Source organism: Limimaricola sp. G21655-S1 (assembly GCF_027213785.1).
GTDB lineage: Bacteria > Pseudomonadota > Alphaproteobacteria > Rhodobacterales > Rhodobacteraceae > Limimaricola.
In genome coordinates this window covers 144,836-165,735 of sequence record NZ_JAPWGO010000009.1, presented here as the reverse complement: position 1 = coordinate 165,735, position 20,900 = coordinate 144,836, and the positions used below count along the sequence as shown (strand labels likewise).

Sequence of the window (20,900 nt, the reverse complement as noted above, 5' to 3'; positions counted from 1 at the left end):
CCAATGGCACGGCCGAGGCCGTGCACCCGTCACGCTCCAGAGAGCAGGCACCCCGTTCGCGGTCCCGATCTGATCGGCCGTGCAGCTGGCCTTCGGACCACCGTGGTGCCGACTCGTCCATGTTCCCCCAGGAACGATGTGAATCGCATGGGCAAGTTAGCCGCTGGCTTTGGAGGTCATCAACCGAACAACGCGCTTGACGACGGACTCCGCTGAATCGAATCCGCGCCGATTTCACCGGTCCCCTGAATCCTAAGGGCCGCGCGCAAGAGCCGTGCGAGGCCGCCACAGCACGTTCCGGACGGCCCCGATATCCTAAGGGATCAACTTGACAGCGAGGTGACGCCAAGCCCCGCGATTCTTTCGCAACGGCAGCGAAACGACAACGAAAAAGGGGCGCCCCTTTCGGGGCACCCCTCTGTATTCGTTTGCCTTTGCGGCAAGATCAGGCGGCGAGCGCCTTCACGCGCGACGACAGGCGCGACATCTTGCGGGCGGCGGTGTTCTTGTGAACGACACCCTTGGTGACGCCGCGCATCAGCTCGGGCTGAGCTTCGCGCAGGGCGGCCTGGGCGGCGTCCTGCTGGCCGGAGGCGATCGCCTCCTCGACCTTGCGCAGGAAGGTACGGATGCGCGACCGGCGCATCTTGTTGATCGCGAAGCGGCGCTCGTTCTGGCGAGCGCGCTTCTTGGACTGGGGCGTGTTGGCCATGTGTCGAGAATCCACTTGCGGGGTAACTGTTCTGAAGCCGCGTCTCTAAGCCCGAGTCGGCCGCTAGTCAACCTGTCGCGCCGCCTTTTCCACAGCTCAGCGGTCACGGTATTGCGGTTCGCGCTTCTCGCGGAAGGCGGCCATGCCCTCGGCCTGATCCTCGGTCGAGAACAGCGCCTCGAACAGCCGCCGCTCATAGGCCAGCCCCTCGGTCAGCGGCAGCTCCTGGCTGCGGTTCACCGCGTCCTTGATCGCGAGCACGGAGACCTGGCTCTTCTCGGCAATCTTCGTCGCCGCCGCCCGCGCCTCCTGCTCGAGCTGGCGCGCTGGCACGACACGGCTCACCAGCCCGGCGCGCTCGGCCTCCTCGGCCGACATGAAGCGACCCGTCAGGTGCATGTCCATCGCCTTGGGCTTGCCCACGGCGCGGGTGAGCCGCTGGCTGCCGCCCATCCCCGCCATGATCCCGAGATTGACCTCCGGCTGCCCGAACTTGGCGGTGTCGGCGGCGATGATGATGTCGCAGGCCATCGCCAGCTCGCAGCCGCCACCCAGCGCGTAGCCCGCCACCGCCGCGATGATCGGTTTGCGAATCCGCGCCAGCCGCGCCATGTCGCCGGCATAGAGCGCGCGGCGATACATCTCGACGAAGGACAGATCGGCCATCTCGGCCACGTCGGCGCCCGCCGCGAAGGCCTTGTCCGAGCCGGTCAGCACGATGCAGCGCACCTTGTCGGAGCGGTCGGCCTCATCGAGCGCGGCGACCAGCTCGCGCAGCAGCACCGAGTTGATGGCGTTCATCGCCTGCGGGCGGTTGAGCGTGATGGTGGCGATGTCGTCCTCGGTTTCGACGAGGATGGTAGTATAGGCCATGGCTGTCTCCGGCTGCTTTCGCGAAACCTGACCCGCCCCGCCCCGGCGATCAAGTCACCTCTGGCAGCGCGCGCACAGGAAGGTCGAACGCCCGGACTGCACGATCCGGTCCACCCGGCCGTCGCAGCCCGCGGTCGGGCAGGCCGCGCCCTCGCGGTCATAGACCCTGAAGCCGTGCTGGAAATAGCCCATCGCGCCGTCGGCCTGCCGGTAATCCTTGAGCGAGGAGCCCCCGGAGGTGATCGCCTCCTCCAGCACCACCCGGATCAATGGCACCAGCGAGGCGACTCGCGCCGCCGAGATCCGCCCGGCCTTGCGGCGCGGATCGATGCCGGCGCGGTGCAGCACCTCGCAGACATAGATGTTGCCCAAGCCCGCCACCACGCGCTGGTCGAGAAGCGCGGTCTTGATCGGCACCATCCGCCCCCTGAGCCGCTTTACGAGATAGGCCTCGTCGAAGCGGTTGCCCAAGGGCTCAGGCCCGATCTCGCGCAGGAGCCAATGCGCCTCGACCGCCTCTGTCGCGGCCAGGTCCATCGCCCCGAAGCGGCGCGCGTCGTTGAAGGTCACCCGCGCGCCATTGGCCATGTCGAACACCACGTGGTCGTGCTTTTCCGGCGCGGGATGCTGATGATGGAAATGGCCCAGCTTCATGCCCGACACCGTCATCCGCCCCGACATGCCCAGATGCACGATCAGCGTCTCGCCGCCCGACAGGTCCGCGAGTATGTATTTCGACCGCCGCCGCAGCCGCTCGACCCGCTGCCCCGCGAGCCGCTCGGCCATGCGTTCGGGAAACGGCCAGCGCAGGTCGGGGCGGTTCACATGGGCGGTCTCGATCACCACCCCCTCCATTGCGGGGGCAAGCCCGCGACGAACCGTCTCGACCTCTGGCAATTCGGGCATGGGTTCTTTCTTTCGCACGTTGCGGCCTATATGCCGCCACTGAGCCCTATCAAGGCATCACGGCGGCACGGGACAAGACCCTTGAGCGACGATCAGACCACGCATTTCGGCTACCAGACGGTGCCCGAGGACGAGAAGGCAGGCCGCGTGCGCGGGGTCTTCACCTCCGTCGCCTCGCGTTACGACGTGATGAACGACGTGATGAGCGTCGGCATCCATCGCCTGTGGAAGGACGCGATGATGGACTGGCTGGCGCCGCGCCCGGGCCAGAAGCTGCTCGACGTCGCCGGCGGCACCGGCGACGTGTCGTTCCGCTTTCTCGGCCGCGCCGGGCATGGCCATGCCACGGTCTGCGACCTCACCGAATCCATGCTGGTCGAGGGCCGCAAGCGGGCCGAGGCCGAGCGGCTGGGCGACAGTCTCGACTGGGTAGTGGGCGACGCGATGGCGCTGCCCTTCCCCGACAACAGCTTCGACGTCTACACGATCAGCTTCGGCATCAGGAACGTCACCCGGCCCCAGAAGGCGCTCGACGAGGCGTTCCGGGTGCTGCGCCCGGGCGGCCGCCTGATGGTGCTGGAGTTCAGCCAGATCCCCAACGAGATGATGCAGAAGGTCTACGACCTCTACAGCTTCAACATCATTCCGGCGATGGGCGAGCTGATCGCGAACGACCGCGACAGCTACCAGTATCTGGTGGAATCGATCCGCCGCTTCCCGGATCAGGAAACCTTCCTCGGCATGGTCGAGGCGGCGGGCTTCGAGCAGGCCAGGTACCGTAACCTGAGCATGGGCATCGCCTGCCTGCATTCGGGGTGGAAGCTCTGAGGGGCCCGCACAACCTGATCCGGCTGATCCGCACCGGCGCCACCTTCGAGCGCACCGGCGCGATGGCCGTGGTGCTCGACGCGATGGACGCGCCGCGCCCGCTGCGGCTGGCGATCCGGCTCTTCGCCGCGCCGTTCCGCTGGCTCGGCTACGAGGGCGACCCCGAGATGCCCGCCGCCACCCGCGCGATCACCGCGCTCGGTCCCGCCTATATCAAGTTCGGCCAGATCCTCTCGACGCGACCGGACGTGGTGGGCGACGAGCTCGCGGTGCAGCTGCGGGTGCTGCAGGACCGGCTCGCCCCCTTCCCCACCGCACAGGCCAAGCGGGCGATCGCGATCGAGCTGGGCCAGCCGGTCGATCAGCTCTTCTCGGAGTTCTCCGAGCCCGTCGCCGCCGCCTCGATCGCCCAGGTGCACCGGGCGCGCCTCGCCGAGACCGGCGAGATCGTCGCGGTCAAGGTGCTGCGCCCCGGCATCGAAAAGGCGTTTCGCCGCGACATCGAAGCGTTCTACTTCGCCGCCCGGATGATCGAGCGGTTGTCGCCCGCCTCGCGCCGGCTGCGCCCCGTGGAGGTGATCGCGCATTTCGAGAGCGTGGTGCTGGGCGAGCTGGACCTGCGGCTCGAGGCCGCCGCCGCGGCCGAGTTCGCCGCCAACACCGCCAAGGACGAGGGCTTCGCCGTGCCGGCGCTGCGCTGGCACCTCTCGGGGCGGCGGGTCATGACGATGGGCTGGGTCGACGGCATCGGCGCGGCCGAGGTGGCCGAGATCGACGCCGCCGGTCACGACCGCAAGCACCTCGCCGCCCGGGTGCTGCAGCTGTTCCTCGCCCATGCGCTGCGCGACGGCTATTTCCACGGCGACATGCATCAGGGCAACCTCAAGGTCGGCCCCGACGGCACGCTGATCGCGCTCGATTTCGGGATCATGGGGCGGATCGACGAATACACCCGCCGGGTCTATGCCGAGATCATCTTCGGCTTCATCCGCAAGGACTACAAGCGCGTCGCCGAGGTGCATTTCGAGGCGGGTTACGTCCCCGCCGACCGCGACGTCGATGCCTTCGCCTCGGCCCTGCGCGCCGTGGGCGAGCCGATCTTCGGCATGGACGCCTCGCGGATCTCGATGGCGCGGCTGCTCAACTACCTGTTCGAGGTGACCGAACGCTTCGGCATGCAGACCCGCACCGAGCTGATCCTGTTGCAGCGCACCATGGTGGTGGTCGAGGGCGTGGCGCGGACGCTCGACCCGCATATCAACATCTGGGAGGCCTCGCGCCCGGTGGTCGAGGACTACATCCGCGAAAGCATCGGCCCCAAGGCCGTGGCCCGCGATCTCGGCCGCACGATACAGGTGCTGTCGCGCTTCGGGCCGCGGCTCCCCGCGCTGGCCGAGGCGGCGCTGGTCCGGCAGAGCCACCCCGAACCGAAGGAGCGGCGGCGCGAGTTGCCCCCGCTTGGCTGGGTCGCCGTCGGCGCGGCGCTGACGGCGGCGGCCGGCTGGGTCGCCTCGCTGGTCTAGAAGGCCTCTCGCAGCGCCGTGACCTGCGCCACTGGTACCAGCGCCCCGCCATCGAGAAGCAGCATCACGCCCCCGGCCTCGAGCCGCGCCTCGCGCACACGGCCATAGGTTTCGACCACGTCGCGGCCGATCTCTTCCCCCCCGGACAGGCTGGCGATGGCAAAGCCGTAATCACCGGCCGGCAGCGGCATGCCCCGCGCATCCGTACCGGCCCATCGAAAGGATTGCGGACCGGGCGGGACCTCGTGGCGCATCACCTCGCGGCCCGCGGCATCGCTCACCACCAGCAGGCCGGCCTCGGCCCCGGGCCGGGTCTCGAAGCCGATATCCAGCGGCGCGCCGTCGAATGTGGCGGGCACCGGGGCGCGTATCTCGCGCCCGACCCAGGCCGCGACCTGTGACAGCTCCCCCTGCCCCTGGCTTCCCGCCAGCGCTGCCAGCAGCTCGTTCGTCCGCACCTGCTGCTCGACCCCCGAAAAGGTCGCGAGCTGCACCGCATAGTCGGCGGACTCCATCGGTTCGAGCGGATCCTGATTGCGGATCTGCGCCGTCAGCATCTTCAGGAACATCTGGAAATCCGCGGCGCCGGTAAGACCGGTGCGGCCCTCGGCCCGAACGGGCGTCGGCAACTGGGCGGTGGCATCTGGCAACAGGGTCATGTCGGCCTTTCCTAGAGACGGAGATCAAGGCCCATGAGGGGCGCTCCCGCTGGAGGGTGGGGGATTGCGGCGCCTGGCCCCTCTCCCGGCGGCAAGGGGTCCCAGTGATCCGGGTCGCCTTCTTTTCGCGACGGCGTCCCATCGCCCCCCCGTCCGTCCTCGAAGCCGAGGCTGACGGAACGGTAGCCCAGCGCGCGAAGCTCCCCGGCAAGCTCCTGCAGGTGCCGCCGGATCAGCTCGGTCGTGTCACCGCGTTCGGCAGCTATGGTCAGGGTGATCCGATCGCCCTCGGTATGGATCTGCATCGCCACGCGGCCCAGCTCCTCCGGATCGAGCCTTAGATCGACCCGCCCTCCCGCCATGGCGGTGATCCGGGCGGCCTGTTGCGCCATTTGCTGCGCCACCGAACGCGGCGTCGTCGCAATCCGCATCTCTTCCACTGCCGCCTGGCTCCGTTCCGCCGGGACCAGAGCGCCCCAATCCTCCAAACCCGGCGCTTCGGCGCTGCCGGGTGCCGAAGGAGCCGGTGCCACCGCCCTCGGGGAGGAAACCCCCGCCAAAACAGAAATTCTTCGGACCGTCACCGTAGCTTCCCCCGCCCCGGCCATGTCGGTCCTGTCTCCATCTCCCAGCCGCACTGCAGGAACCGGGGCGTGATTCGGTGGGGCAGTCCTGCTTCGTATCCCGGCCCTCTCCGTCACTATGCTGCCTCGGGCTGCCCCTTCTGAGTGCGGCGCAAATCCTGCTCCCTGAACCAAATCAGCACGATGGGCGCTGCGCGTCGGGACGGCACCATCCAAGGGCGTCTCCCGATGGGCAGCATCCATCGCTGAGACCGACCGCGTTCCGGATGTCTCCGATCCGGCCGCGCTTCGGCCGTGCGATCCTGGCATCGCATCCGCTTCGAAATCCGGAGCCTCCGCCTCAGCAGGTTCCGAACCGCCTCGCCCGACTTCGGCGGCAGGGGGAATTGGGCTGGTCTCCCGATCCGAGGGGCTCGCCTTCTTCGCGGTAGAGGCAGGCTTCTCCGAAGCGGCTGCCGGAACCGCGAGCGCCGGTTCCTCCACCTCCTCGGTTTCCTCGCGCCTCACCTCGGCCTCGCCCCCCCGAGTTCCGTCCCGTCCTCGTCCTCCCTCGGAAACCAGCGCCGCGAAACCCTTCCCGCCCGTCGAGGCGGCCATCTCTCCCCGCGGCGAGATGGGTCTATTGCCCGGACCAAGAAGCGGGTCGAACATGCGGCGTCCCTTCGTCGTGTCGGCTTGGATGCAGCATGACCGGAAAGGCTTACCGTATCTTTACCGGGTGGCGGAATGATCGAGGCCGATCCCTGTGGAGAAGAGATTTGCCATGATTCCCCAGACCTCCCTCTCACCGCCACCGGCAGGACCGTCCGGGCATGACACCAGGCCAGCGGCCCCCGACCCGCTCTGGCGCGCGGCCCAGGCGCTCGAGGCCGGTTTCCTGTCGGAACTCCTGCGCCTGTCGGATCCCGGCACCTCTCATGCGGGCTTTGGCGGAGGCCCGGGCGAAGCGCAGTTCCGGTCCTTCCTGATCGAGGCCCAGGCCGAGCGCATGACCGCCGCCGGTGGCATCGGGCTGGCCCGGAAACTCTACACCGCCATGGGCGGGCAGGATCGATGAAGCCCCCCCTGACGGAACGACTGGCCGAACTGCTGGCAACCGAACGCGCGGCGCTCCTGTCGGGGCGCCTGGCGGATCTGGGCCCGATGCTCGACACCAAGACAGCTCTCGTGGAAGCGCTGTCGACGCAATCGCAAAACCGGGACGCGCTCGCCGCTATCGAAGCGGATCTGGCTCGCAACGCCCGTCTTTACGAGGCGGCGCTGGCGGGGCTGCGCGAGGGAGAGGCCCGGGCGGCCGCGCTGAGCCGTGTCGAGGGCGGCTTTGCCACCTATGACCGCGACGGCCGGCCCCGCCCCGCCACGACGGCTGCCGCACCGGCGCTGCGGCGCGGGGCCTGAACGGTTCGAGTCGAATGCCCCGCATTCGGGCCCCGCGCATTAGGACCCGTTTAAGCCCGGCTTGCGACAAGAAGGTCGTCACCGGATCAGCCGGCGACAGATGGCGGCGGGATACGACCCGGTCCGCGCGACGTCAGAATGGCCGTCCGAACGTCCGCGCCCCGCGCGGGCCTGCATTGAAACCCGGCGCGCGATGGCCGCCGAGCTTTGGGACCACATATATGTCCAGCATTCTGACCAATAACGGCGCGATGGTCGCGCTGCAGACCCTCAAGGGGATCAATTCGAGCCTTTCCAAGACCCAGACCGAGATTTCGACCGGAAAATCGGTCTCCTCGGCCAAGGACAATTCCGCCGTCTGGGCGATCTCCAAGGTGATGGAGTCCGACGTGAAGGGCTTCAAGGCGATTTCCGACAGCCTGGCGCTGGGCGAATCCACCGTCGCCGTGGCGCGCCAGGCCTCGGAGACCGTGACCGACCTCCTGACCCAGATGAAGGGCAAGATCGTCGCCGCGCAGGAGGGCAACGTCGATCGCGTGAAGATCAACGCCGATGTCAGCGCGCTCAAGGACCAGATCACCTCGGTGGTCAGCGCCGCCCAGTTCAACGGGCTCAATTTGATCGACGGCAATACCGCATCGGCCGACGTATTGTCCTCGCTCGACCGGGACTCGGGCGGCAACGTCACCGCCTCGAACATCACCGTCACCGGTCAGGATCTGGCGATCGGCGGCTACAGCGCCAAGGCCGCCTTCACGGGCTCCGACGGGCTGGCGGCCGATAATGACGACGCCTTCGGCTTCTCGCTCGATGGCACCGGCGGCACCGATGACGACGGCACCATCGTCATCGTCGATCCGACCTATGCGGCGGGCGACAAGATCTCGCTCACCATCGGCGAGCAGGAGGTGTCCTATACCATCACCGCCGACGACATCGCCTCGACCTCGGTCGAGGACATCATCGCCGTGAACCTGAAATCGGCGATCGAGGCCACCGATGCCGAGGTCTCGGTCGACTACAACATCGCCAATGCCGGCACGCTGGTGATCACCAACACCGGCACAGAATCGGTCGCCATCTCGGGCCAGTTCCAGAACGCCGGGGCCGGCGGGCTGGGCACCATGGCGGCGATCGACGTCTCGACCCAGGCCGGCGCCGCCTCGGCGCTGGGCACCATCGAGACGCTGATCGACACGGCGATCGATGCCGCCTCGGCCTTTGGTTCGGTGCAGGGCCGGATCGAGACCCAGGCCGACTTCATCTCGCAGCTGACCGACTCGCTCAAGGCGGGGATCGGCAGCCTCGTCGATGCCGACATGGAGGAAACCTCGGCCCGGTTGCAGGCGCTCCAGGTGCAGCAGCAGCTCGGCGTGCAGTCGCTGTCGATCGCCAACCAGGCGCCGCAATCGATCATGTCGCTGTTCCGCTGAGGAACCCCGGGCGGGGGGCCGGATCGAGCGCCCCGCCCAGCTGCTGCTGACGGAACCGACCGCTGCAGGGCCCGGCAAAGCCCGGCCCCCTGGTCCAGCGTCCTGAAAGGACCCATTCGTGAATCTCGTCGAACAAGCGCGCCGGGCCTACGGCCCCGGCAACATCGCCCTGCGCTCCGGGCGCTCCGCCGAACACCAGGTGATCAGCGACGTCACCGCACGGCTGCAGGCCGCCGCCAGCTTCGCGCAATGCGCCGCCGCGCTGCACGACAATCGCCGGCTCTGGACCCGGCTCGCCGCCGACGTGGCCGATGGCGCGAACGGCCTGCCACCGGCATTGCGCGCCCGCATCTTCTATCTCGCCGAGTTCACCCATCACCACAGCCGCCGCGTGTTGCGCGGCGAGGCCGGGATCTCGGCACTGGTCGAGATCAACACCGCCGTGCTGCGGGGGCTGTCGCGCCGCCCCGACGAGGGCGCGGCCTGATGTCGGGGCTGGTGCTCAAGCTGGGGCCCGGAGAGCGATTGCTCGTCAACGGCGCGGTGATCGAGAATGGCGAGCGTCGTTCGCGGTTCTCGATCCTCACGCCCGAGGCCAACATCCTGCGACTGCGCGATGCGATCCGCCCGGGCGAGGCCAACACCCCGGTCCGCCGCGTGTGCTACATCGCGCAGTTGGTGCTGTCGGGCGACGTGCCGGCCCCGGCCGGCCATGCGCAGATCCTGTCCGGGATCGAGCAGCTGAGTCAGGTGTTCCGCGACGCCGACAGCCGGGCGCTGCTCGCGGCGGCGAGCCAGGCGGCGGTCGGCGGCGAAAGCTATCGCGCGCTCAAGAGGCTGCGCGCGCTGCTGCCGCGCGAGGAACGGATGTTCCGCCTGTCTCCCGACCCGTCTTCGAATCCGCCCCCCGGTGCGTCATGAGCTTTCAGCCGGTGCTGCCGCTTTCCGGCTATGCCGGCTGGCGCTTTCTCGGGCGCACCCTCGGGGCGCAGACCGAAAGCCACGCCAAAAGCCCGCGCGTGGCCAGCCTCACCGCGCATTTCCGCGACAACATCACGCGGGTGCAGACCCCGGACGACCTTTTGGGTGACCGCCGCCTGCTGACCGTCGCGCTCGAGGCTTTCGGGCTGGGTGCGGATATCGACGCGACCGCCTTCATCCGCAAGGTCCTGGCCGACGGCACGACCTCGGGGGAGGCGCTGTCGAGCAGGCTCGCCGACAAGCGCTACGCCGCCTTTTCGCGCGCCTTCGGCTTTGGCGATCTCGGCCCGCGGACCGGCCTGCCGGCATTCGCCCAAGAGATCGTCACCCGCTACGAGCGGCTGAGTTTCGAGGCGGCGGTGGGCGAGCAGGACGATGCGCTGCGCCGGGCGCTCAACGCCGACGCCGCGATCGCGGAGGTGATCGAAGGCGCGTCTTCGGACAACGCGCGCTGGTTCGCGATGATGGGCAACGCGCCGCTGCGCTCGGTTTTCGAGGCGGCGATGGGGCTGCCTTCCAGCTTTGCCAGTATCGATCTCGACCAGCAGCTCGAGCAGTTCCGCGACCGGGCCGAGCGGATCTTCGGCCTCTCGCGCTTCGAGGATTTCGCCGCGCCGGACGCGCAGGAAAAACTGGTGCGGCTGTTTCTGGTGCGCGAGCAGGCGGCGCAGGCCGCCGCTGCCGGTCCGGGCCAGATCGCGCTGATGCTGCTTCAGGGCTAAGCCCCCGGCAGCGGAGACAGGATTCGGCGCAGCGCCGCGTGGCTCGCGGCGCAACCGGCGTCGCGTCGCGCCAAGAACGCGTCGAGTTCGGCGTGGCAGGCCAGCGCCCGGTCCACGGCCGGATCGGAGCCCGCCTGATAGAGCCCGGCCTGAATCATCGGCTCGGCCCGAGCATAGGCACCGAGCAGGCGGCGCGCTTCGGCCAGCACCGCGTTCTCGGGGCCGCTGGCCGAGGCCGGCAGGGCCCGCGAGACCGAGGCCAGAAGATCGACCGCCGGAAACCGGCCGCGCTCGGCGATGCCGCGATCGAGCACGACATGGCCATCGAGTACGCCGCGCAGCCAGTCGGCCACAGGCTCCTCCATGTCGGAACCGGCGACCAGCACCGTGTAGACCGCCGTGATGTCGCCCTGCCCGCCCGCGCCCGGCCCCGCCCGCTCGCACAGCTGCGCGATTGCCGCGGGGGTCGAGGCCGGAAAGCCGCGCAGGCGCGCTGGCTCCCCGGCGGCGGCGGCGATCTCGCGATGCGCCTCGGCATGGCGCGTCACGCTGTCGATCAGCAGCAGCACCTGCCGCCCCGCATCGCGGAAATGCTCGGCCACCGCCGTCGCCGCCTCGGCGCAGCGGCGCCGCATCGAGGCGGCGCGATCCGAGGTGGCGGCGACCAGCACTGCGCGCGCCATGCCCTCTCCCAGCACCTCGGTCACGAAATGACGCAGCTCGCGCCCGCGTTCGCCCACCAGCCCGATCACGATGATGTCGGCCTCCACCCCGCGCGCCAGTTCGGCCAGAAGGGTCGATTTGCCGACACCGGAGCCGGCGAAGAGGCCGAGGCGCTGGCCCCGCACCAGCGGCAACAGCGTGTTGAACACGGCAAGCCCGGTGTCGAGCCGGAGCCCGAAGCCGCGCCGCGCCTGTGGCGGCGGCGGCGCGGCGCGACGGGCCCGCGGCACCGGCCCCGGCAGCAGCGGCCGGCCATCGAGCGGTCGACCGTCGGGATCGATCACCCGACCGATCCAGCCCTCATGCGGCGCAAAGACCGGATCGGGCCGCACACGCACCGGATCGCCGACCGCCACGCCCTCGGCCCCGCTCTCCGGCAGCAGCCGCGCCAGCGTCTCGCCCAGATACACCACCTCGGCGGCAAGGCGCATGCCATCGGCGCGGACCACCTCGACCCGCGAGCCGAGCCGGACCCGGCCGATCAGCCCGGAAACCAGTAGCGCCGCATCCCCGGCCTGCACGACGCGCCCTTGCGCGGAGCGCGCCGAAAGACGGCCCAGCGCCCGGGTGACGAGATCGACCTGATCGGTGTCCATGGCGAGGCCCTCCTTGCTGCCGCGAACCCGTTTTTAAGGAATCAGGCTTAATCGGGAGTTGAAGCGACCGAGGGAGAACCCCGCATGTACCAGTCGATCAACCTCTTCGACGCCGCCGCGACGCTGGCCCGCCGAAGCGGCGCGCGCGCCGCCGTCATCGCCGCCAACATCGCCAATGCCGATACGCCGGGTTTTCGCGCGCAGGCGGTGGACGGCGTGGCGGCGGAGACCGGCTCGGGCGTCACGCTGCGCCGCTCGCGCCCCGGCCATCTGGGCGGCACCGGCGCCACGGGACCGCGCCTGGCCGATCGGCCGGGACCGGCCGCGCCGAACGGCAACACCGTTTCCCTGGAGACCGAGATGATGGCGGCGGCCGCGGCCAGATCGGATCATGGCCGCGCGCTCGCGGTCTATCGCCACGCCATGGGCGTGATCCGCAGCAGTCTCGGAGGCCGGTGATGAGCGATTTCGACACCGCCCTCGGCGCGGCGGCGAGCGGCATGCGCGCCCAGGCCGCGCGGCTGCGCCACGTGGCCGAGAACATCGCCAACAGCGACACACCGGGCTATCGGCGCAAGACCGTGAGCTTCGAGGCCGAGATGGCGCGCGCGCGCCCCACCGGCAGCGTCGCCGCCGGGCCGGTCCGGCTCGACCAGAGCCCGCTGGAGCGGATCTACGACCCCGCGCATCCGATGGCCGATCCCGACGGTCACTACGAGGGCTCGAATGTCGACCTGCTGATCGAGATCGCGGATTCGCGCGAGGCGGGACGCGGCTACGAGGCGAATCTCAAGATGTTCGACCAGGTGAAGCAGATGTCGCGGGCGCTGCTCGACCTTCTGCGCCGGTAATCAAGGAGTATTCCGTCATGGAACTCGGCCCACTCGTCTCCCGGCATTACGCCGCCTCGAAATCCGCCACCACGCCCGAGCCGGGCGGCGATGGCGCCACGCTGGCCGCCGCGGCCCGGGATTTCGCCGCGACCATGGCGCGCGGCGAAGGCGCCGCCATGGCCGCGATGCAAGGCGGCGGCGACCCGCATGCCCTCGTGCAGTCCCTCGCTCAGGCCGAACTGGCGGTCGAGACGGTCACGACCCTGCGCAACAAGGTGGTCGAGGCCTATCAGGAAATCCTGAGGATGCCGGTCTGATGCCGCAGGAGCAGTTCTTCGACACGATGCGCCAGGGGCTCTGGATCGCGGTCACCGCGAGCCTGCCGATCCTGAGCGTCGCGCTGACCGCCGGGCTGGTGATCGGCCTGTTCCAGGCGCTGACCTCGATCCAGGAGGCGACGCTGACCTTCGTGCCCAAGCTCGCGGCGATCGTCGCGGTGTTCTGGGCCACGATGGGCTTCATGACCGCCACGCTCACCGCCTTCTTCCACGGGGTGATCGTGCCGCAGATCGCAGGGGGCTGAGATGGAGAACGCGGGCTACGCGACTCTGACGCGGCAATCGGGGCTGATGGCGCAGATGCGGATGGTGGCCAACAACGTCGCTAACACCGCCACCACCGGCTACCGGGCCGAGGGCATGATCTTTGCCGAGCATGTCGCCGCCACCGGCGATGGCCAGCCTTCGCTGTCGATGGCCAGCGCCAGCGTGCGGATGACCGATGCGACGCAGGGCGCGCTGTCGCGCACCGGCGGTGCCTTCGACCTCGCCATCGAGGGGCCGGGCTTCTTCCTCGTCGGCACGCCCGCTGGCGACCGGCTGAGCCGTGCGGGCGCCTTTACCCCCAACGAGCTGGGCGACCTCGTCACGCCGGAGGGTTATCCGCTTCTGGATGCGGGCGGCGCGCCGGTCTTCGTGCCGCAGGGCGCGGGGCCCGTGGCCATCGCCGCCGACGGCACGATCTCGGCCGGGGGCCAGCCGGTCGGGCAGATCGGGCTCTTCGCGCCCGAAAATCCGCGGGACCTGATCCGCGAGGATGGGGTGCGGTTCAGGACCGAGGCCGGGGTGATCCCGGTCGAGGGACGGATGGTGCAGGGCTTTCTCGAAGAGTCGAACGTCGATCCGGTGGCGCAGATCGCCCGGATGATCGAGGTGCAGCGCGCCTACGAGCTCGGCCAGAGCTTTCTCGACAGCGAGAACGAACGCATCCGCGGCACCATCGAAACCATGGGCAGGTAGGGACATGACATGAGAACGCTCCAGATCGCGGCCGCCGGCATGAGCGCGCAGCAGATGCGGGTCGAGGTGATTTCCAACAACCTCGCCAACATGAACACCACCGGCTACAACGCCCGCCGGGCCGAATTCGCGGATCTGCATTACCAGCAGATGGCCCGTCCCGGCACGATCAGCTCGGCCACCGGCACGGTGCTGCCCACCGGCATCCAGCTCGGGCTCGGCGTGCGGCCCACATCGGTGTCGATGATCGTGCAGCCGGGCGTCTCGGTGGCGACGGGGGGCGATCTCGACCTCGCCATCGAGGGCGAGGGCTATCTCGAGGTGACGCTGCCCGACGGATCGGCCGCCTATACCCGCGATGGCGGGCTCAAGCTCACCGGCGACGGGCTGGTGGTGACCTCGGACGGGCATCCGGTGGTGCCCAACGTCACGGTGCCGGCCGATGCGCAATCGGTCTCGATCAACGCCGAGGGCGAGGTCTATGCGCATTTCCGCGACCGGGTCGAGCCCGAGCTTCTGGACCAGTTCGCGCTCGCCGGTTTCCCGAATCCGCGCGGGCTCGAGGCGATCGGCTCGAACCTGTTCCGCGAAAGCCCCGCCTCCGGCCCCTCGCTCGCCGCCGCGCCCGGCCAGGACGGTCTGGGAACCTTGCGGCAGGGCTATCTGGAGGAAAGCAGCGTCGACCCGGTCAAGGAGGTGACCGAGCTGATCGAGGCGCAGCGCGGCTACGAGCTGAACTCCAAGGTCATCTCCGCCGCCGACCAGATGCTCGGCGCCATGGTGCAGATCCGATGATCCGCCCCATCGCCCTATTGGCGCTTCTTGCCGGGCCCGCCGCGGCCGAGATGGTGGTGGTGCCGGCGCGCACCCTGCCGCCGCGCACCATGATCGGCCCCGAGGACCTGCTGTTGCGCGATCTCGACGCGCTGGGCGCGGTCATCGACCCGGCGCGGATCATCGGGCTGGAGACGCGGGTCGCGCTCTATGCCGGCCGCCCGGTGCGGCCCGGCGATGTCGGCCCGCCCGCGACGGTGGGGCGCAACGCGATCGTGCCGCTGATCTACGAGGCGGCGGGGCTGCGCATCGTCACCGAGGGGCGGGCGCTGGACCGCGCCGGACCCGGCGACCTGATCCGGGTGATGAACCTCGCCTCCCGCGCCACCGTCACCGCCCGGATCGGGCCGGACGGGATGGCGCATGTCTCACGCTGACGGCCCGAACGGCCGTCCCTTGGCCCCCGAAGCCGGGGCCGCCCCACGGCCCCGAAGCGGGCCGAACGCCGCGAGGACGAGATGCGCCTGACCCCTCTTCTGCTGCTTCTGGCCGCCGCGGCCTGCAACCGCGCGCCGGTCGGGCGGCCGCCCGCCTTCACGCCGCCCGAACAGAGCGGCGAACGGCGCGCCATGCTGGCGCCGCCCGCCCCCTACATGACCGAGCTGCCGAGCCACCCGCCGCAGCTCGCCCCCGCCTCGCTCTGGACCGGCGATCGCGGCTCGCTCCTCGGTGACAGGCGGGCGATGCAGCAGGGCGACATCCTCACCGTGGTGATCGAGATCGACGACAGCGCCGCGATCTCGAATGCCTCGGACCGCTCCCGCTCCGGCTCGGAATCGATGGCGGTACCGAACCTGTTCGGCCTGCCACAGCGAGCCGCGCGGCGCCTGCCCGACGGCGCGACCCTCGATCCCGGGGTCGGGCTCAACAGCGCCTCGACCTTTTCGGGCGATGGCTCGGTGCGCCGCGACGAGCAGCTGGAGCTGCGCATCGCGGCCACGGTGACGCAGGTGCTGCCGAATGGCGTGCTCGCGATCGAGGGGCAGCAGGAGGTGCGGGTGAATTTCGAGCTGCGCGAGCTGATCGTCACCGGCTACGTGAACCCCGCCGATATCAGCCGTCTCAACCAGATCACCTATGACAAGATCGCCTCGGCCCGGATTTCCTATGGCGGCCGCGGCCAGATCAGCGACGCGCAGCAGCCGCGCTACGGCCAGCAGGTCGTGGATTCGGTGCTGCCCTTCTGAGGAGTGACGATGAAAGCCCTGCTGCTTCCCCTGCTGCTCGGCGGTCTCGGCACCGGCGGCGGCGTCGGCGCGGCGCTGCTGCTCGCCCCCGCGCCGGACGCCGAGGAAGAGACCAGCTGCGCCGAATCCGAACCGGTGCAGGCCGCGCCCGCCCCCGCCGCGCCGCCGCCGGACGTGCCCAGCGCCTTTGCCAAGCTCAACAACCAGTTCATCGTGCCGGTGGTCGAGGAGGGCCGGGTTTCGGCCATGGTGGTGATGTCGATGAGCATCGAGGTGGTCGAAGGCGCGCAGACCGAGGTCTTCGCGCGCGAGCCACGGCTGCGCGACGGGTTCCTGCGGGTGCTGTTCGACCATGCCAATCTCGGTGGTTTCGAAGGCGTCTTCACCGCCGCCGCGCCGATGCGCGAGCTGCGCGCCGGGCTGCTCGAGGTGGCGCGCGACACGGTCGGGGCCGAGCGGGTGATCGACGTGCTGATCACCGAGTTCGGGCGGCAGGACGTCTAGGGCCGCTCGACCCGCCGCGGCGCGGCCCGCGCCCGTGCCTGCCGCGCATTCTCGACCATCCGCCTTGCCGCCTCACGTCGTCCGAAGGCAGGGCGCAGCTCCTCGATCGCCTTGTCGATCTCGACCCTGAGACGGGCCAACTCGGCCAGCAGGGCGCGGCGCCGGGTATCCGCCCAGCCCTGCCACAGCAGGTCGGCCCCGGCGCGCCGGGCGGGATCGATTTCCGGCCCCGGCGCGCGCAGCGGCCGCTCCAGCCCCCGGATCGCCCGGTGCAGAGCCTCTTCCTCGGCCCGCAGCGTCACCAGACGGCCCCGCTTCGCGTCGAAGACGGCCTCGGTCAGCCGCAGCAGCAGCTCGGGATCGCCCCGTTTCATCGACCGCGTCTCTTGCGGCGCATCGCCTCGGCGAAACGGATCGCGGCGGCGACGGCGCGGTACTGCTCGGGCGCGATCTCCTGGCCGATCTCGACCGTGGCGTAGAGCGCCCGCGCCGAGGGCGGGTCCGATCGCAGCGGCACGCCCGCCTCGGCCGCCACCTCGCGGATTCGCGCGGCCATCGCGTCGACCCCCTTGGCCACGCAGCGCGGCGCGCCGCCGGCGGCCCGGTCCCAGGCCAGCGCCACGGCGTAATGGGTCGGGTTGACCATCACCACCTCGGCCTTCGGCACCTCGGCGATCATCTGGCTCATCGCGATCTCGACCCCCTTCTGCCGCCTCTGCCCCTTCAGATGCGGGTCGCCCTCGCTCTCCCTAGTCTCGTCGGTGAGCTCCTTGCGGCTCATCCGGTTGCGGCGCAGATGCTCGGCGCGCTGGAACAGCAGGTCGAGCGCGCCGAGCGCCAACGCCACCAGCAGCACGAGGCCCATCAGGCCGAGGCAGAGCCGTCCCATCTCGGCGGCGATCTGGCCGGGCGACAGCTGCATCTGTCCCAGAAGCCGCGGCATCTGGCGCCGCAGGTAGATCGCGAGGATCACGCAGTAGAGCACCAGCTTGGCAAAGCTCTTGGCGAATTCGAAGAGCCCGGCCCGGCCGAACTTGTTGCCCAGCCCCTTGATCGGCGAAATCCGATCCGGCTTGGGCCGGATCTTCCCGGGGGCAAAGACCAGCCCGCGCTGGGCCAGAACCGCGAGCAGCGCCAGCGCCGCCGGGGCGACGAACAGCGGCCAGATCGCGCCCGCCACGGCCCCGATCAGCCTACCGGCGACCGCTCCGCCACCGCCCGCGAAGGCATCGCGGGCCAGGGTCGCGGCCCGGTCGAGCGGCGCCATCAGCGCCGTGCCCAGCGCTTGGGCGATCATCGGGCCGGCGGCGAGCCCGGCCAGCACCAGCCCGCCATAGCCGGCTGCGGTAATCAGGTCGGTCGAGCGCGGGACCTCGCCGCGCTTGCGGGCCTCGTCGAGCTTCTTCTGCGAGGGTTCGTGGCTTTTTTCGGCGGCGTCCTCGTTCCCGCTCATGGCCCGGCACCGAAGGGCACCCCCATGAAGCCCCACAGGGCGGCGCGCCAGATCGGCAACAGAAGCGGCGCGCTGAGCCACAGCAGCAGCAGCGCACCGCCGGTGATCGCGGGCGCGCCGATGAAGGCGACCATCAGCTGCGGCATGGCGCGGTTGATGACGCCGAGCGTGAGGTTGTAGACCAGCGCCGCGATCAGGAAGGGCGCGGCGAGCACGAAGCCCAGGCCAAAGATCCGCGCCACCTGCGCCAACCCCGCCTCGGCCAGCGCCGCCGGGTCGGGAAACTGGCCCGGCGGCAGGATCTCGTAGCTCAGCAGCATGTATTCGGCGGCGCGCAGGTGCAGCCCCGACAGTGCGGCCAGCGCCAATCCGCCCAGGATCAGCACCTGTCCGATCGCGGGGGCCGGGTCCGTCGCCGTGCCGCCGGTGAGCTGCGCCAGCGAGGTCGATTGCGCCGCCATCGTGCCCGCGACCTGCAGCGCGACGACGAAGAGCCGCAGCATCAGCCCCAGCGCCAGCCCGGCGACGATCTCGGCCCCGCCCTGCGCCAGCCGCGCGCCCGCGCCGCCGGGCAGCGTCGCCATCAGCGGCGCGAGCATCGGCAGCAGCACGGCGGCAAAGCCCAGCGCCGCCGCGAGCCGCACCCGCACCGGCACCAGCTGTTCGCCGAAGACCGGCAGCAGCGTCGCCAGCGTCCCGACCCGCAGGAACACCAGCACCGCCGCCCAGAGCCCGTCGCGGCCCTGATCGAGCAGCAGGCTCAGCGCCGGATCGGTCATGCCGGCACCAGCCCGACGATGGCGGGGCGCGCATCGACGCCGATTTCCTCGAAGGAGAGCACCGGGTTGGGAATGCCCTTGGCGGCCATCACCGTGCGCAGGAACCGCCGCCTGCGGCTGGTGGTGACCAGCGCCGCGTGGTCGCCCTGCTCGGCGGCGCGGGCCATCTTGTCGGCGATGGCCTGCGCCAGCCGGTTGAAGGCCTCGGGCGGCAGCGCCACGTCCGAGCCCCGGTCCGGCGCCATCTGGTGCGCGGCAAAGGCCTCCTCCCAATCGGGCGATAGCTGCACCAGCGGGATCGTTCCGTCGGCGCGCCTGAGCTCGGCCACGATCTGGAATCCGAGCCGCTGGCGCACATGTTCGGCCACGGCCTCGGCCGAGGCATGCAGTTGCCGCCCCTCGGCCGAGGCTTCGAGGATCACCGGCAGGTTGCGGATCGAAACCCGTTCCTCGAGCAGCAGCCGCAGCACCGCCAGCAACAGGTCCATGGGCAGCCTGTCGGGCACCAGCTCGTCGAGCAGCCGGCGATTGGCCTCCGCCCGGGCCGCGTCGCTGAGATTGGTCATCTCGTCGAGCAGCCGGCGCAGCGCCCGCAGCGTCAGCAGCCGCGGGAAGTTGCGCTTGATCACCTCGAGCAGATGCGTGGCCAGCACCTCGGCGGGCCAGACGGTGGTGAGGCCCGCCAGCGCGGCCTGTTCCTGCGCCTCGGGCGCGATCCAGCGCGCCGGCGCGCCATAGACCGGCTCGGCCACGCTTTCGCCCGGCAGCTCCTCTGCGGCCTCGCCCGTGAGCAGGGCCAGCACCTGGCCCGGGCGCAGCAGGTCGCGCTCCTGCTCGACGCCCTGCACCCGGATCACGTAGCCGCCCTCGGGCAGCCCCGCATCGTCGGTGAGCCGGATTTCGGGCAGCAGCAGGCCGAAGCGGGTGGCCACGTGGCTGCGTATCGAGGCGATGCGCGCGTCGAGCCCGGTCGCCGGGTCGAGCACCATCTCCACGAGGTCGGGCGCGAATTCGACATGGATGTCGTCGAGATCGAGCATGTCGCCCATCGAGGCCCCGGGCGCCGGCGCGACCGCCTCTTCGGGGTCCGGCCAGGCCCGCGCCTGCGCCTGTAGCCCGAGCCAGGCGCAGCCGCCCAGCACCACCGCGCCCAAGAGGAACGGCAGCGCCGGCAGCCCCGGCACCAGCGCGAAGAGCCCCAGAAGCAGCGCCACGGTGCCCAGCGCCGCCGGATGACGGCCAAGCTGCGCCACCAGCGCCAGGTCGGTGGCGCCGGTCGCGCCGCCACGCGCCAAGAGCAGCGCCGAGGCGACCGAGATGATGACGGCGGGGATCTGGCTCACCAGCCCGTCGCCGACGGTGAGGATCGCATAGGTCTCGAAGGCGCGGCCCGCCTCCATGCCATGCACCAGCGTGCCCATGACGAGACCCATGACGAGGTTGAGCGCGGTGATCAGCAGCCCCGCCACCGCGTCGCCCTTCACGAACTTGGACGCGCCGTCGAGCGAGCCGAAAAAGGTGGTTTCGGCCTGTTCGCGGGCGCGGCGTTCGCGCGCCTCGGCATGGTCGATCGCGCCGGCCGACATGTCGGCGTCGATGGCGAGCTGCTTGCCCGGCATCGCGTCGAGCGCGAAGCGCGCGCCGACCTCGGCCATCCGGGTCGCGCCCTTGTTGATCACCACGAAGTTGACGATCAGCAGCACCCCGAAGACGACGATGCCCAAGAGCACCGAGCCGCCCATCACGAACATCGCGAAGCCCTCGATCACCCCGCCCGCGGCGCCGGTGCCGGTATGGCCCTGACCGATGATCAGCTTGGTCGAGGAGACGTTGAGCGACAGCCGCAGCATCAGCGAGGCAAGGAGCACCGTCGGAAAGGCCGAGAAATCGAGTGGCCGCTCGATGAACAGGGTCGTGGTGAACATCAGGATCGCGAGCGCGAAGCTCGCCGCCAGCCCGATATCGAGCACGATGGAGGGCATCGGCAGGACCATCATCACGATGATCGCCATCAGTGCCAGGGCCAGCAGGACCGTGGGCTGGAACAGCGCGCGGGGCGAAAGGGCTGGCATTC

Annotated in this window: 27 protein-coding genes; 17 read left to right on the top strand and 10 right to left on the bottom strand. The window is 70.2% G+C overall.

The genetic code is table 11. The features are described from left to right. Window positions 1–445: 445 nt before the first annotated feature. The 3 genes from rpsT to mutM all read right to left on the bottom strand — a co-directional run bounded on the left by rpsT (window position 446) and on the right by mutM (window position 2,491). Entirely contained in the window at window positions 446–712 is a 267-nt protein-coding gene (rpsT, locus tag O4G76_RS11170; RefSeq protein ID WP_085895157.1) for a 30S ribosomal protein S20, read from the bottom strand. Between the two features lie 96 nt (window positions 713–808). Continuing rightward, a complete protein-coding gene (locus tag O4G76_RS11165) occupies window positions 809–1,585 on the bottom strand; it encodes an enoyl-CoA hydratase-related protein (RefSeq protein WP_269397404.1) in 777 nt (258 codons plus the stop codon). A gap of 54 nt (window positions 1,586–1,639) precedes the next feature. Then, a complete protein-coding gene (gene mutM, locus O4G76_RS11160; protein WP_269397403.1) occupies window positions 1,640–2,491 on the bottom strand; it encodes a bifunctional DNA-formamidopyrimidine glycosylase/DNA-(apurinic or apyrimidinic site) lyase in 852 nt (283 codons plus the stop codon). 30 nt (window positions 2,492–2,521) lie between these two features. Between mutM and ubiE the strand changes: the two genes are divergently transcribed. Beyond that, window positions 2,522–3,319: a bifunctional demethylmenaquinone methyltransferase/2-methoxy-6-polyprenyl-1,4-benzoquinol methylase UbiE gene (gene ubiE, locus O4G76_RS11155; protein ID WP_373568031.1), complete on the top strand. Its 798-nt coding sequence runs from the start codon at window positions 2,522–2,524 to the stop codon at window positions 3,317–3,319. Next, on the top strand, window positions 3,316–4,842 hold the full coding sequence (gene ubiB, locus O4G76_RS11150) for a 2-polyprenylphenol 6-hydroxylase (protein WP_269397414.1): 1,527 nt from the start codon (window positions 3,316–3,318) through the stop codon (window positions 4,840–4,842). Before ubiE ends, ubiB begins: the two co-directional genes overlap by 4 nt. Here the strand turns inward: ubiB and O4G76_RS11145 are convergent. Next, window positions 4,839–5,501, bottom strand: coding sequence for a flagellar hook capping FlgD N-terminal domain-containing protein (locus O4G76_RS11145; protein WP_269397401.1), 663 nt, complete (start codon window positions 5,499–5,501; stop codon window positions 4,839–4,841). The two genes, ubiB and O4G76_RS11145, sit on opposite strands and share 4 nt — an antisense overlap. An 11-nt stretch (window positions 5,502–5,512) precedes the next feature. Next, window positions 5,513–6,034, bottom strand: a complete 522-nt coding sequence (locus tag O4G76_RS11140) for a flagellar hook-length control protein FliK (RefSeq protein WP_269397400.1) — start codon at window positions 6,032–6,034, stop codon at window positions 5,513–5,515. Between the two features lie 814 nt (window positions 6,035–6,848). On the opposite strand from O4G76_RS11140, the gene O4G76_RS11135 reads away from it, so the two are divergent. The 6 genes from O4G76_RS11135 (at window position 6,849) to O4G76_RS11110 (ending at window position 10,619) form a co-directional block, all read left to right on the top strand. Further along, window positions 6,849–7,142, top strand: coding sequence for a rod-binding protein (locus O4G76_RS11135; RefSeq protein ID WP_269397399.1), 294 nt, complete (start codon window positions 6,849–6,851; stop codon window positions 7,140–7,142). Then, on the top strand, window positions 7,139–7,483 hold the full coding sequence (locus O4G76_RS11130; protein WP_269397398.1) for a flagellar biosynthesis protein FlgN: 345 nt from the start codon (window positions 7,139–7,141) through the stop codon (window positions 7,481–7,483). Before O4G76_RS11135 ends, O4G76_RS11130 begins: the two co-directional genes overlap by 4 nt. A 221-nt stretch (window positions 7,484–7,704) precedes the next feature. Beyond that, the gene (locus O4G76_RS11125; protein WP_269397397.1) at window positions 7,705–8,916 is read left to right on the top strand and encodes a flagellin; all 1,212 of its coding nucleotides are present in this window, start codon (window positions 7,705–7,707) and stop codon (window positions 8,914–8,916) included. 118 nt (window positions 8,917–9,034) lie between these two features. Beyond that, a complete protein-coding gene (gene flaF / locus O4G76_RS11120; RefSeq protein ID WP_269397396.1) occupies window positions 9,035–9,403 on the top strand; it encodes a flagellar biosynthesis regulator FlaF in 369 nt (122 codons plus the stop codon). Further along, window positions 9,403–9,837 carry a flagellar biosynthesis repressor FlbT gene (gene flbT / locus O4G76_RS11115; RefSeq protein WP_269397395.1) on the top strand — a complete coding sequence of 145 codons (435 nt, stop codon included), beginning with the start codon at window positions 9,403–9,405 and terminating at the stop codon, window positions 9,835–9,837. Before flaF ends, flbT begins: the two co-directional genes overlap by 1 nt. Next, window positions 9,834–10,619 (top strand): DUF1217 domain-containing protein, encoded by a 786-nt coding sequence (locus O4G76_RS11110; protein WP_269397394.1) that lies wholly within the window; start codon window positions 9,834–9,836, stop codon window positions 10,617–10,619. The genes flbT and O4G76_RS11110 overlap by 4 nt, the downstream gene beginning before the upstream one ends. Here the strand turns inward: O4G76_RS11110 and O4G76_RS11105 are convergent. Next, complete coding sequence (locus O4G76_RS11105; protein WP_269397393.1) at window positions 10,616–11,938, bottom strand: FliI/YscN family ATPase; 1,323 nt, start codon at window positions 11,936–11,938, stop codon at window positions 10,616–10,618. The genes O4G76_RS11110 and O4G76_RS11105 overlap by 4 nt on opposite strands. 84 nt (window positions 11,939–12,022) lie before the next feature. Here O4G76_RS11105 and O4G76_RS11100 point away from each other — a divergent pair, with 84 nt between their 5' ends. The 9 genes from O4G76_RS11100 (at window position 12,023) to O4G76_RS11060 (ending at window position 16,594) form a co-directional block, all read left to right on the top strand. Beyond that, entirely contained in the window at window positions 12,023–12,397 is a 375-nt protein-coding gene (locus O4G76_RS11100) for a flagellar basal body protein (RefSeq protein ID WP_269397392.1), read from the top strand. Then, window positions 12,397–12,789 carry a flagellar basal body rod protein FlgC gene (flgC, locus tag O4G76_RS11095; RefSeq protein ID WP_269397391.1) on the top strand — a complete coding sequence of 131 codons (393 nt, stop codon included), beginning with the start codon at window positions 12,397–12,399 and terminating at the stop codon, window positions 12,787–12,789. The genes O4G76_RS11100 and flgC overlap by 1 nt, the downstream gene beginning before the upstream one ends. Window positions 12,790–12,806: 17 nt before the next feature. Continuing rightward, a complete protein-coding gene (fliE, locus tag O4G76_RS11090; RefSeq protein ID WP_269397390.1) occupies window positions 12,807–13,088 on the top strand; it encodes a flagellar hook-basal body complex protein FliE in 282 nt (93 codons plus the stop codon). After that, complete coding sequence (locus O4G76_RS11085) at window positions 13,088–13,354, top strand: flagellar biosynthetic protein FliQ (protein ID WP_373568030.1); 267 nt, start codon at window positions 13,088–13,090, stop codon at window positions 13,352–13,354. The genes fliE and O4G76_RS11085 overlap by 1 nt, the downstream gene beginning before the upstream one ends. A gap of 1 nt (window position 13,355) precedes the next feature. Beyond that, window positions 13,356–14,069, top strand: a complete 714-nt coding sequence (locus O4G76_RS11080; RefSeq protein ID WP_269397389.1) for a flagellar hook-basal body complex protein — start codon at window positions 13,356–13,358, stop codon at window positions 14,067–14,069. A 9-nt stretch (window positions 14,070–14,078) separates the two neighbouring features. Further along, window positions 14,079–14,864: a flagellar basal-body rod protein FlgG gene (gene flgG / locus O4G76_RS11075; RefSeq protein WP_269397388.1), complete on the top strand. Its 786-nt coding sequence runs from the start codon at window positions 14,079–14,081 to the stop codon at window positions 14,862–14,864. Continuing rightward, a complete protein-coding gene (flgA, locus tag O4G76_RS11070; RefSeq protein WP_306467269.1) occupies window positions 14,861–15,280 on the top strand; it encodes a flagellar basal body P-ring formation chaperone FlgA in 420 nt (139 codons plus the stop codon). The genes flgG and flgA overlap by 4 nt, the downstream gene beginning before the upstream one ends. Window positions 15,281–15,361: 81 nt before the next feature. Further along, a complete protein-coding gene (flgH, locus tag O4G76_RS11065; RefSeq protein WP_269397387.1) occupies window positions 15,362–16,090 on the top strand; it encodes a flagellar basal body L-ring protein FlgH in 729 nt (242 codons plus the stop codon). Window positions 16,091–16,099: 9 nt separating this feature from the next. Continuing rightward, complete coding sequence (locus O4G76_RS11060; protein WP_269397386.1) at window positions 16,100–16,594, top strand: flagellar basal body-associated FliL family protein; 495 nt, start codon at window positions 16,100–16,102, stop codon at window positions 16,592–16,594. Here the strand turns inward: O4G76_RS11060 and O4G76_RS11055 are convergent. Genes O4G76_RS11055 through flhA form a run of 4 tightly spaced genes read right to left on the bottom strand, consistent with a single transcriptional unit; the run spans window position 16,591 to window position 20,898 of the window. Further along, complete coding sequence (locus O4G76_RS11055; RefSeq protein WP_269397385.1) at window positions 16,591–16,968, bottom strand: hypothetical protein; 378 nt, start codon at window positions 16,966–16,968, stop codon at window positions 16,591–16,593. The two genes, O4G76_RS11060 and O4G76_RS11055, sit on opposite strands and share 4 nt — an antisense overlap. Then, window positions 16,965–18,047: a flagellar biosynthesis protein FlhB gene (locus O4G76_RS11050; protein WP_269397384.1), complete on the bottom strand. Its 1,083-nt coding sequence runs from the start codon at window positions 18,045–18,047 to the stop codon at window positions 16,965–16,967. The genes O4G76_RS11055 and O4G76_RS11050 overlap by 4 nt, the downstream gene beginning before the upstream one ends. Beyond that, the gene (locus tag O4G76_RS11045) at window positions 18,044–18,826 is read right to left on the bottom strand and encodes a flagellar biosynthetic protein FliR (RefSeq protein WP_269397383.1); all 783 of its coding nucleotides are present in this window, start codon (window positions 18,824–18,826) and stop codon (window positions 18,044–18,046) included. Before O4G76_RS11045 ends, O4G76_RS11050 begins: the two co-directional genes overlap by 4 nt. Further along, window positions 18,823–20,898: a flagellar biosynthesis protein FlhA gene (flhA, locus tag O4G76_RS11040; protein WP_269397382.1), complete on the bottom strand. Its 2,076-nt coding sequence runs from the start codon at window positions 20,896–20,898 to the stop codon at window positions 18,823–18,825. The genes O4G76_RS11045 and flhA overlap by 4 nt, the downstream gene beginning before the upstream one ends. Window positions 20,899–20,900: the final 2 nt, after the last annotated feature.

Bases quoted from the DNA above. Each gene is read 5' to 3' on its own strand.
- O4G76_RS11125 (WP_269397397.1), top strand. From the start codon at position 7,705: ATGTCCAGCATTCTGACCAATAACGGCGCGATGGTCGCGCTGCAGACC.
- O4G76_RS11080 (WP_269397389.1), top strand. From the start codon at position 13,356: ATGGAGAACGCGGGCTACGCGACTCTGACGCGGCAATCGGGGCTGATG.
- O4G76_RS11110 (WP_269397394.1), top strand. From the start codon at position 9,834: ATGAGCTTTCAGCCGGTGCTGCCGCTTTCCGGCTATGCCGGCTGGCGC.
- O4G76_RS11130 (WP_269397398.1), top strand. From the start codon at position 7,139: ATGAAGCCCCCCCTGACGGAACGACTGGCCGAACTGCTGGCAACCGAA.
- mutM (WP_269397403.1), bottom strand. From the start codon at position 2,491: ATGCCCGAATTGCCAGAGGTCGAGACGGTTCGTCGCGGGCTTGCCCCC.
- flgA (WP_306467269.1), top strand. From the start codon at position 14,861: ATGATCCGCCCCATCGCCCTATTGGCGCTTCTTGCCGGGCCCGCCGCG.
- flhA (WP_269397382.1), bottom strand. From the start codon at position 20,898: ATGCCAGCCCTTTCGCCCCGCGCGCTGTTCCAGCCCACGGTCCTGCTG.
- flbT (WP_269397395.1), top strand. From the start codon at position 9,403: ATGTCGGGGCTGGTGCTCAAGCTGGGGCCCGGAGAGCGATTGCTCGTC.
- O4G76_RS11050 (WP_269397384.1), bottom strand. From the start codon at position 18,047: ATGAGCGGGAACGAGGACGCCGCCGAAAAAAGCCACGAACCCTCGCAG.
- ubiE (WP_373568031.1), top strand. From the start codon at position 2,522: ATGCCGCCACTGAGCCCTATCAAGGCATCACGGCGGCACGGGACAAGA.
- O4G76_RS11145 (WP_269397401.1), bottom strand. From the start codon at position 5,501: ATGACCCTGTTGCCAGATGCCACCGCCCAGTTGCCGACGCCCGTTCGG.
- O4G76_RS11055 (WP_269397385.1), bottom strand. From the start codon at position 16,968: ATGAAACGGGGCGATCCCGAGCTGCTGCTGCGGCTGACCGAGGCCGTC.
- O4G76_RS11100 (WP_269397392.1), top strand. From the start codon at position 12,023: ATGTACCAGTCGATCAACCTCTTCGACGCCGCCGCGACGCTGGCCCGC.
- O4G76_RS11060 (WP_269397386.1), top strand. From the start codon at position 16,100: ATGAAAGCCCTGCTGCTTCCCCTGCTGCTCGGCGGTCTCGGCACCGGC.
- O4G76_RS11135 (WP_269397399.1), top strand. From the start codon at position 6,849: ATGATTCCCCAGACCTCCCTCTCACCGCCACCGGCAGGACCGTCCGGG.
- flgH (WP_269397387.1), top strand. From the start codon at position 15,362: ATGCGCCTGACCCCTCTTCTGCTGCTTCTGGCCGCCGCGGCCTGCAAC.
- rpsT (WP_085895157.1), bottom strand. From the start codon at position 712: ATGGCCAACACGCCCCAGTCCAAGAAGCGCGCTCGCCAGAACGAGCGC.
- O4G76_RS11045 (WP_269397383.1), bottom strand. From the start codon at position 18,826: ATGACCGATCCGGCGCTGAGCCTGCTGCTCGATCAGGGCCGCGACGGG.
- flgC (WP_269397391.1), top strand. From the start codon at position 12,397: ATGAGCGATTTCGACACCGCCCTCGGCGCGGCGGCGAGCGGCATGCGC.
- flgG (WP_269397388.1), top strand. From the start codon at position 14,079: ATGAGAACGCTCCAGATCGCGGCCGCCGGCATGAGCGCGCAGCAGATG.
- O4G76_RS11085 (WP_373568030.1), top strand. From the start codon at position 13,088: ATGCCGCAGGAGCAGTTCTTCGACACGATGCGCCAGGGGCTCTGGATC.
- O4G76_RS11165 (WP_269397404.1), bottom strand. From the start codon at position 1,585: ATGGCCTATACTACCATCCTCGTCGAAACCGAGGACGACATCGCCACC.
- fliE (WP_269397390.1), top strand. From the start codon at position 12,807: ATGGAACTCGGCCCACTCGTCTCCCGGCATTACGCCGCCTCGAAATCC.
- O4G76_RS11105 (WP_269397393.1), bottom strand. From the start codon at position 11,938: ATGGACACCGATCAGGTCGATCTCGTCACCCGGGCGCTGGGCCGTCTT.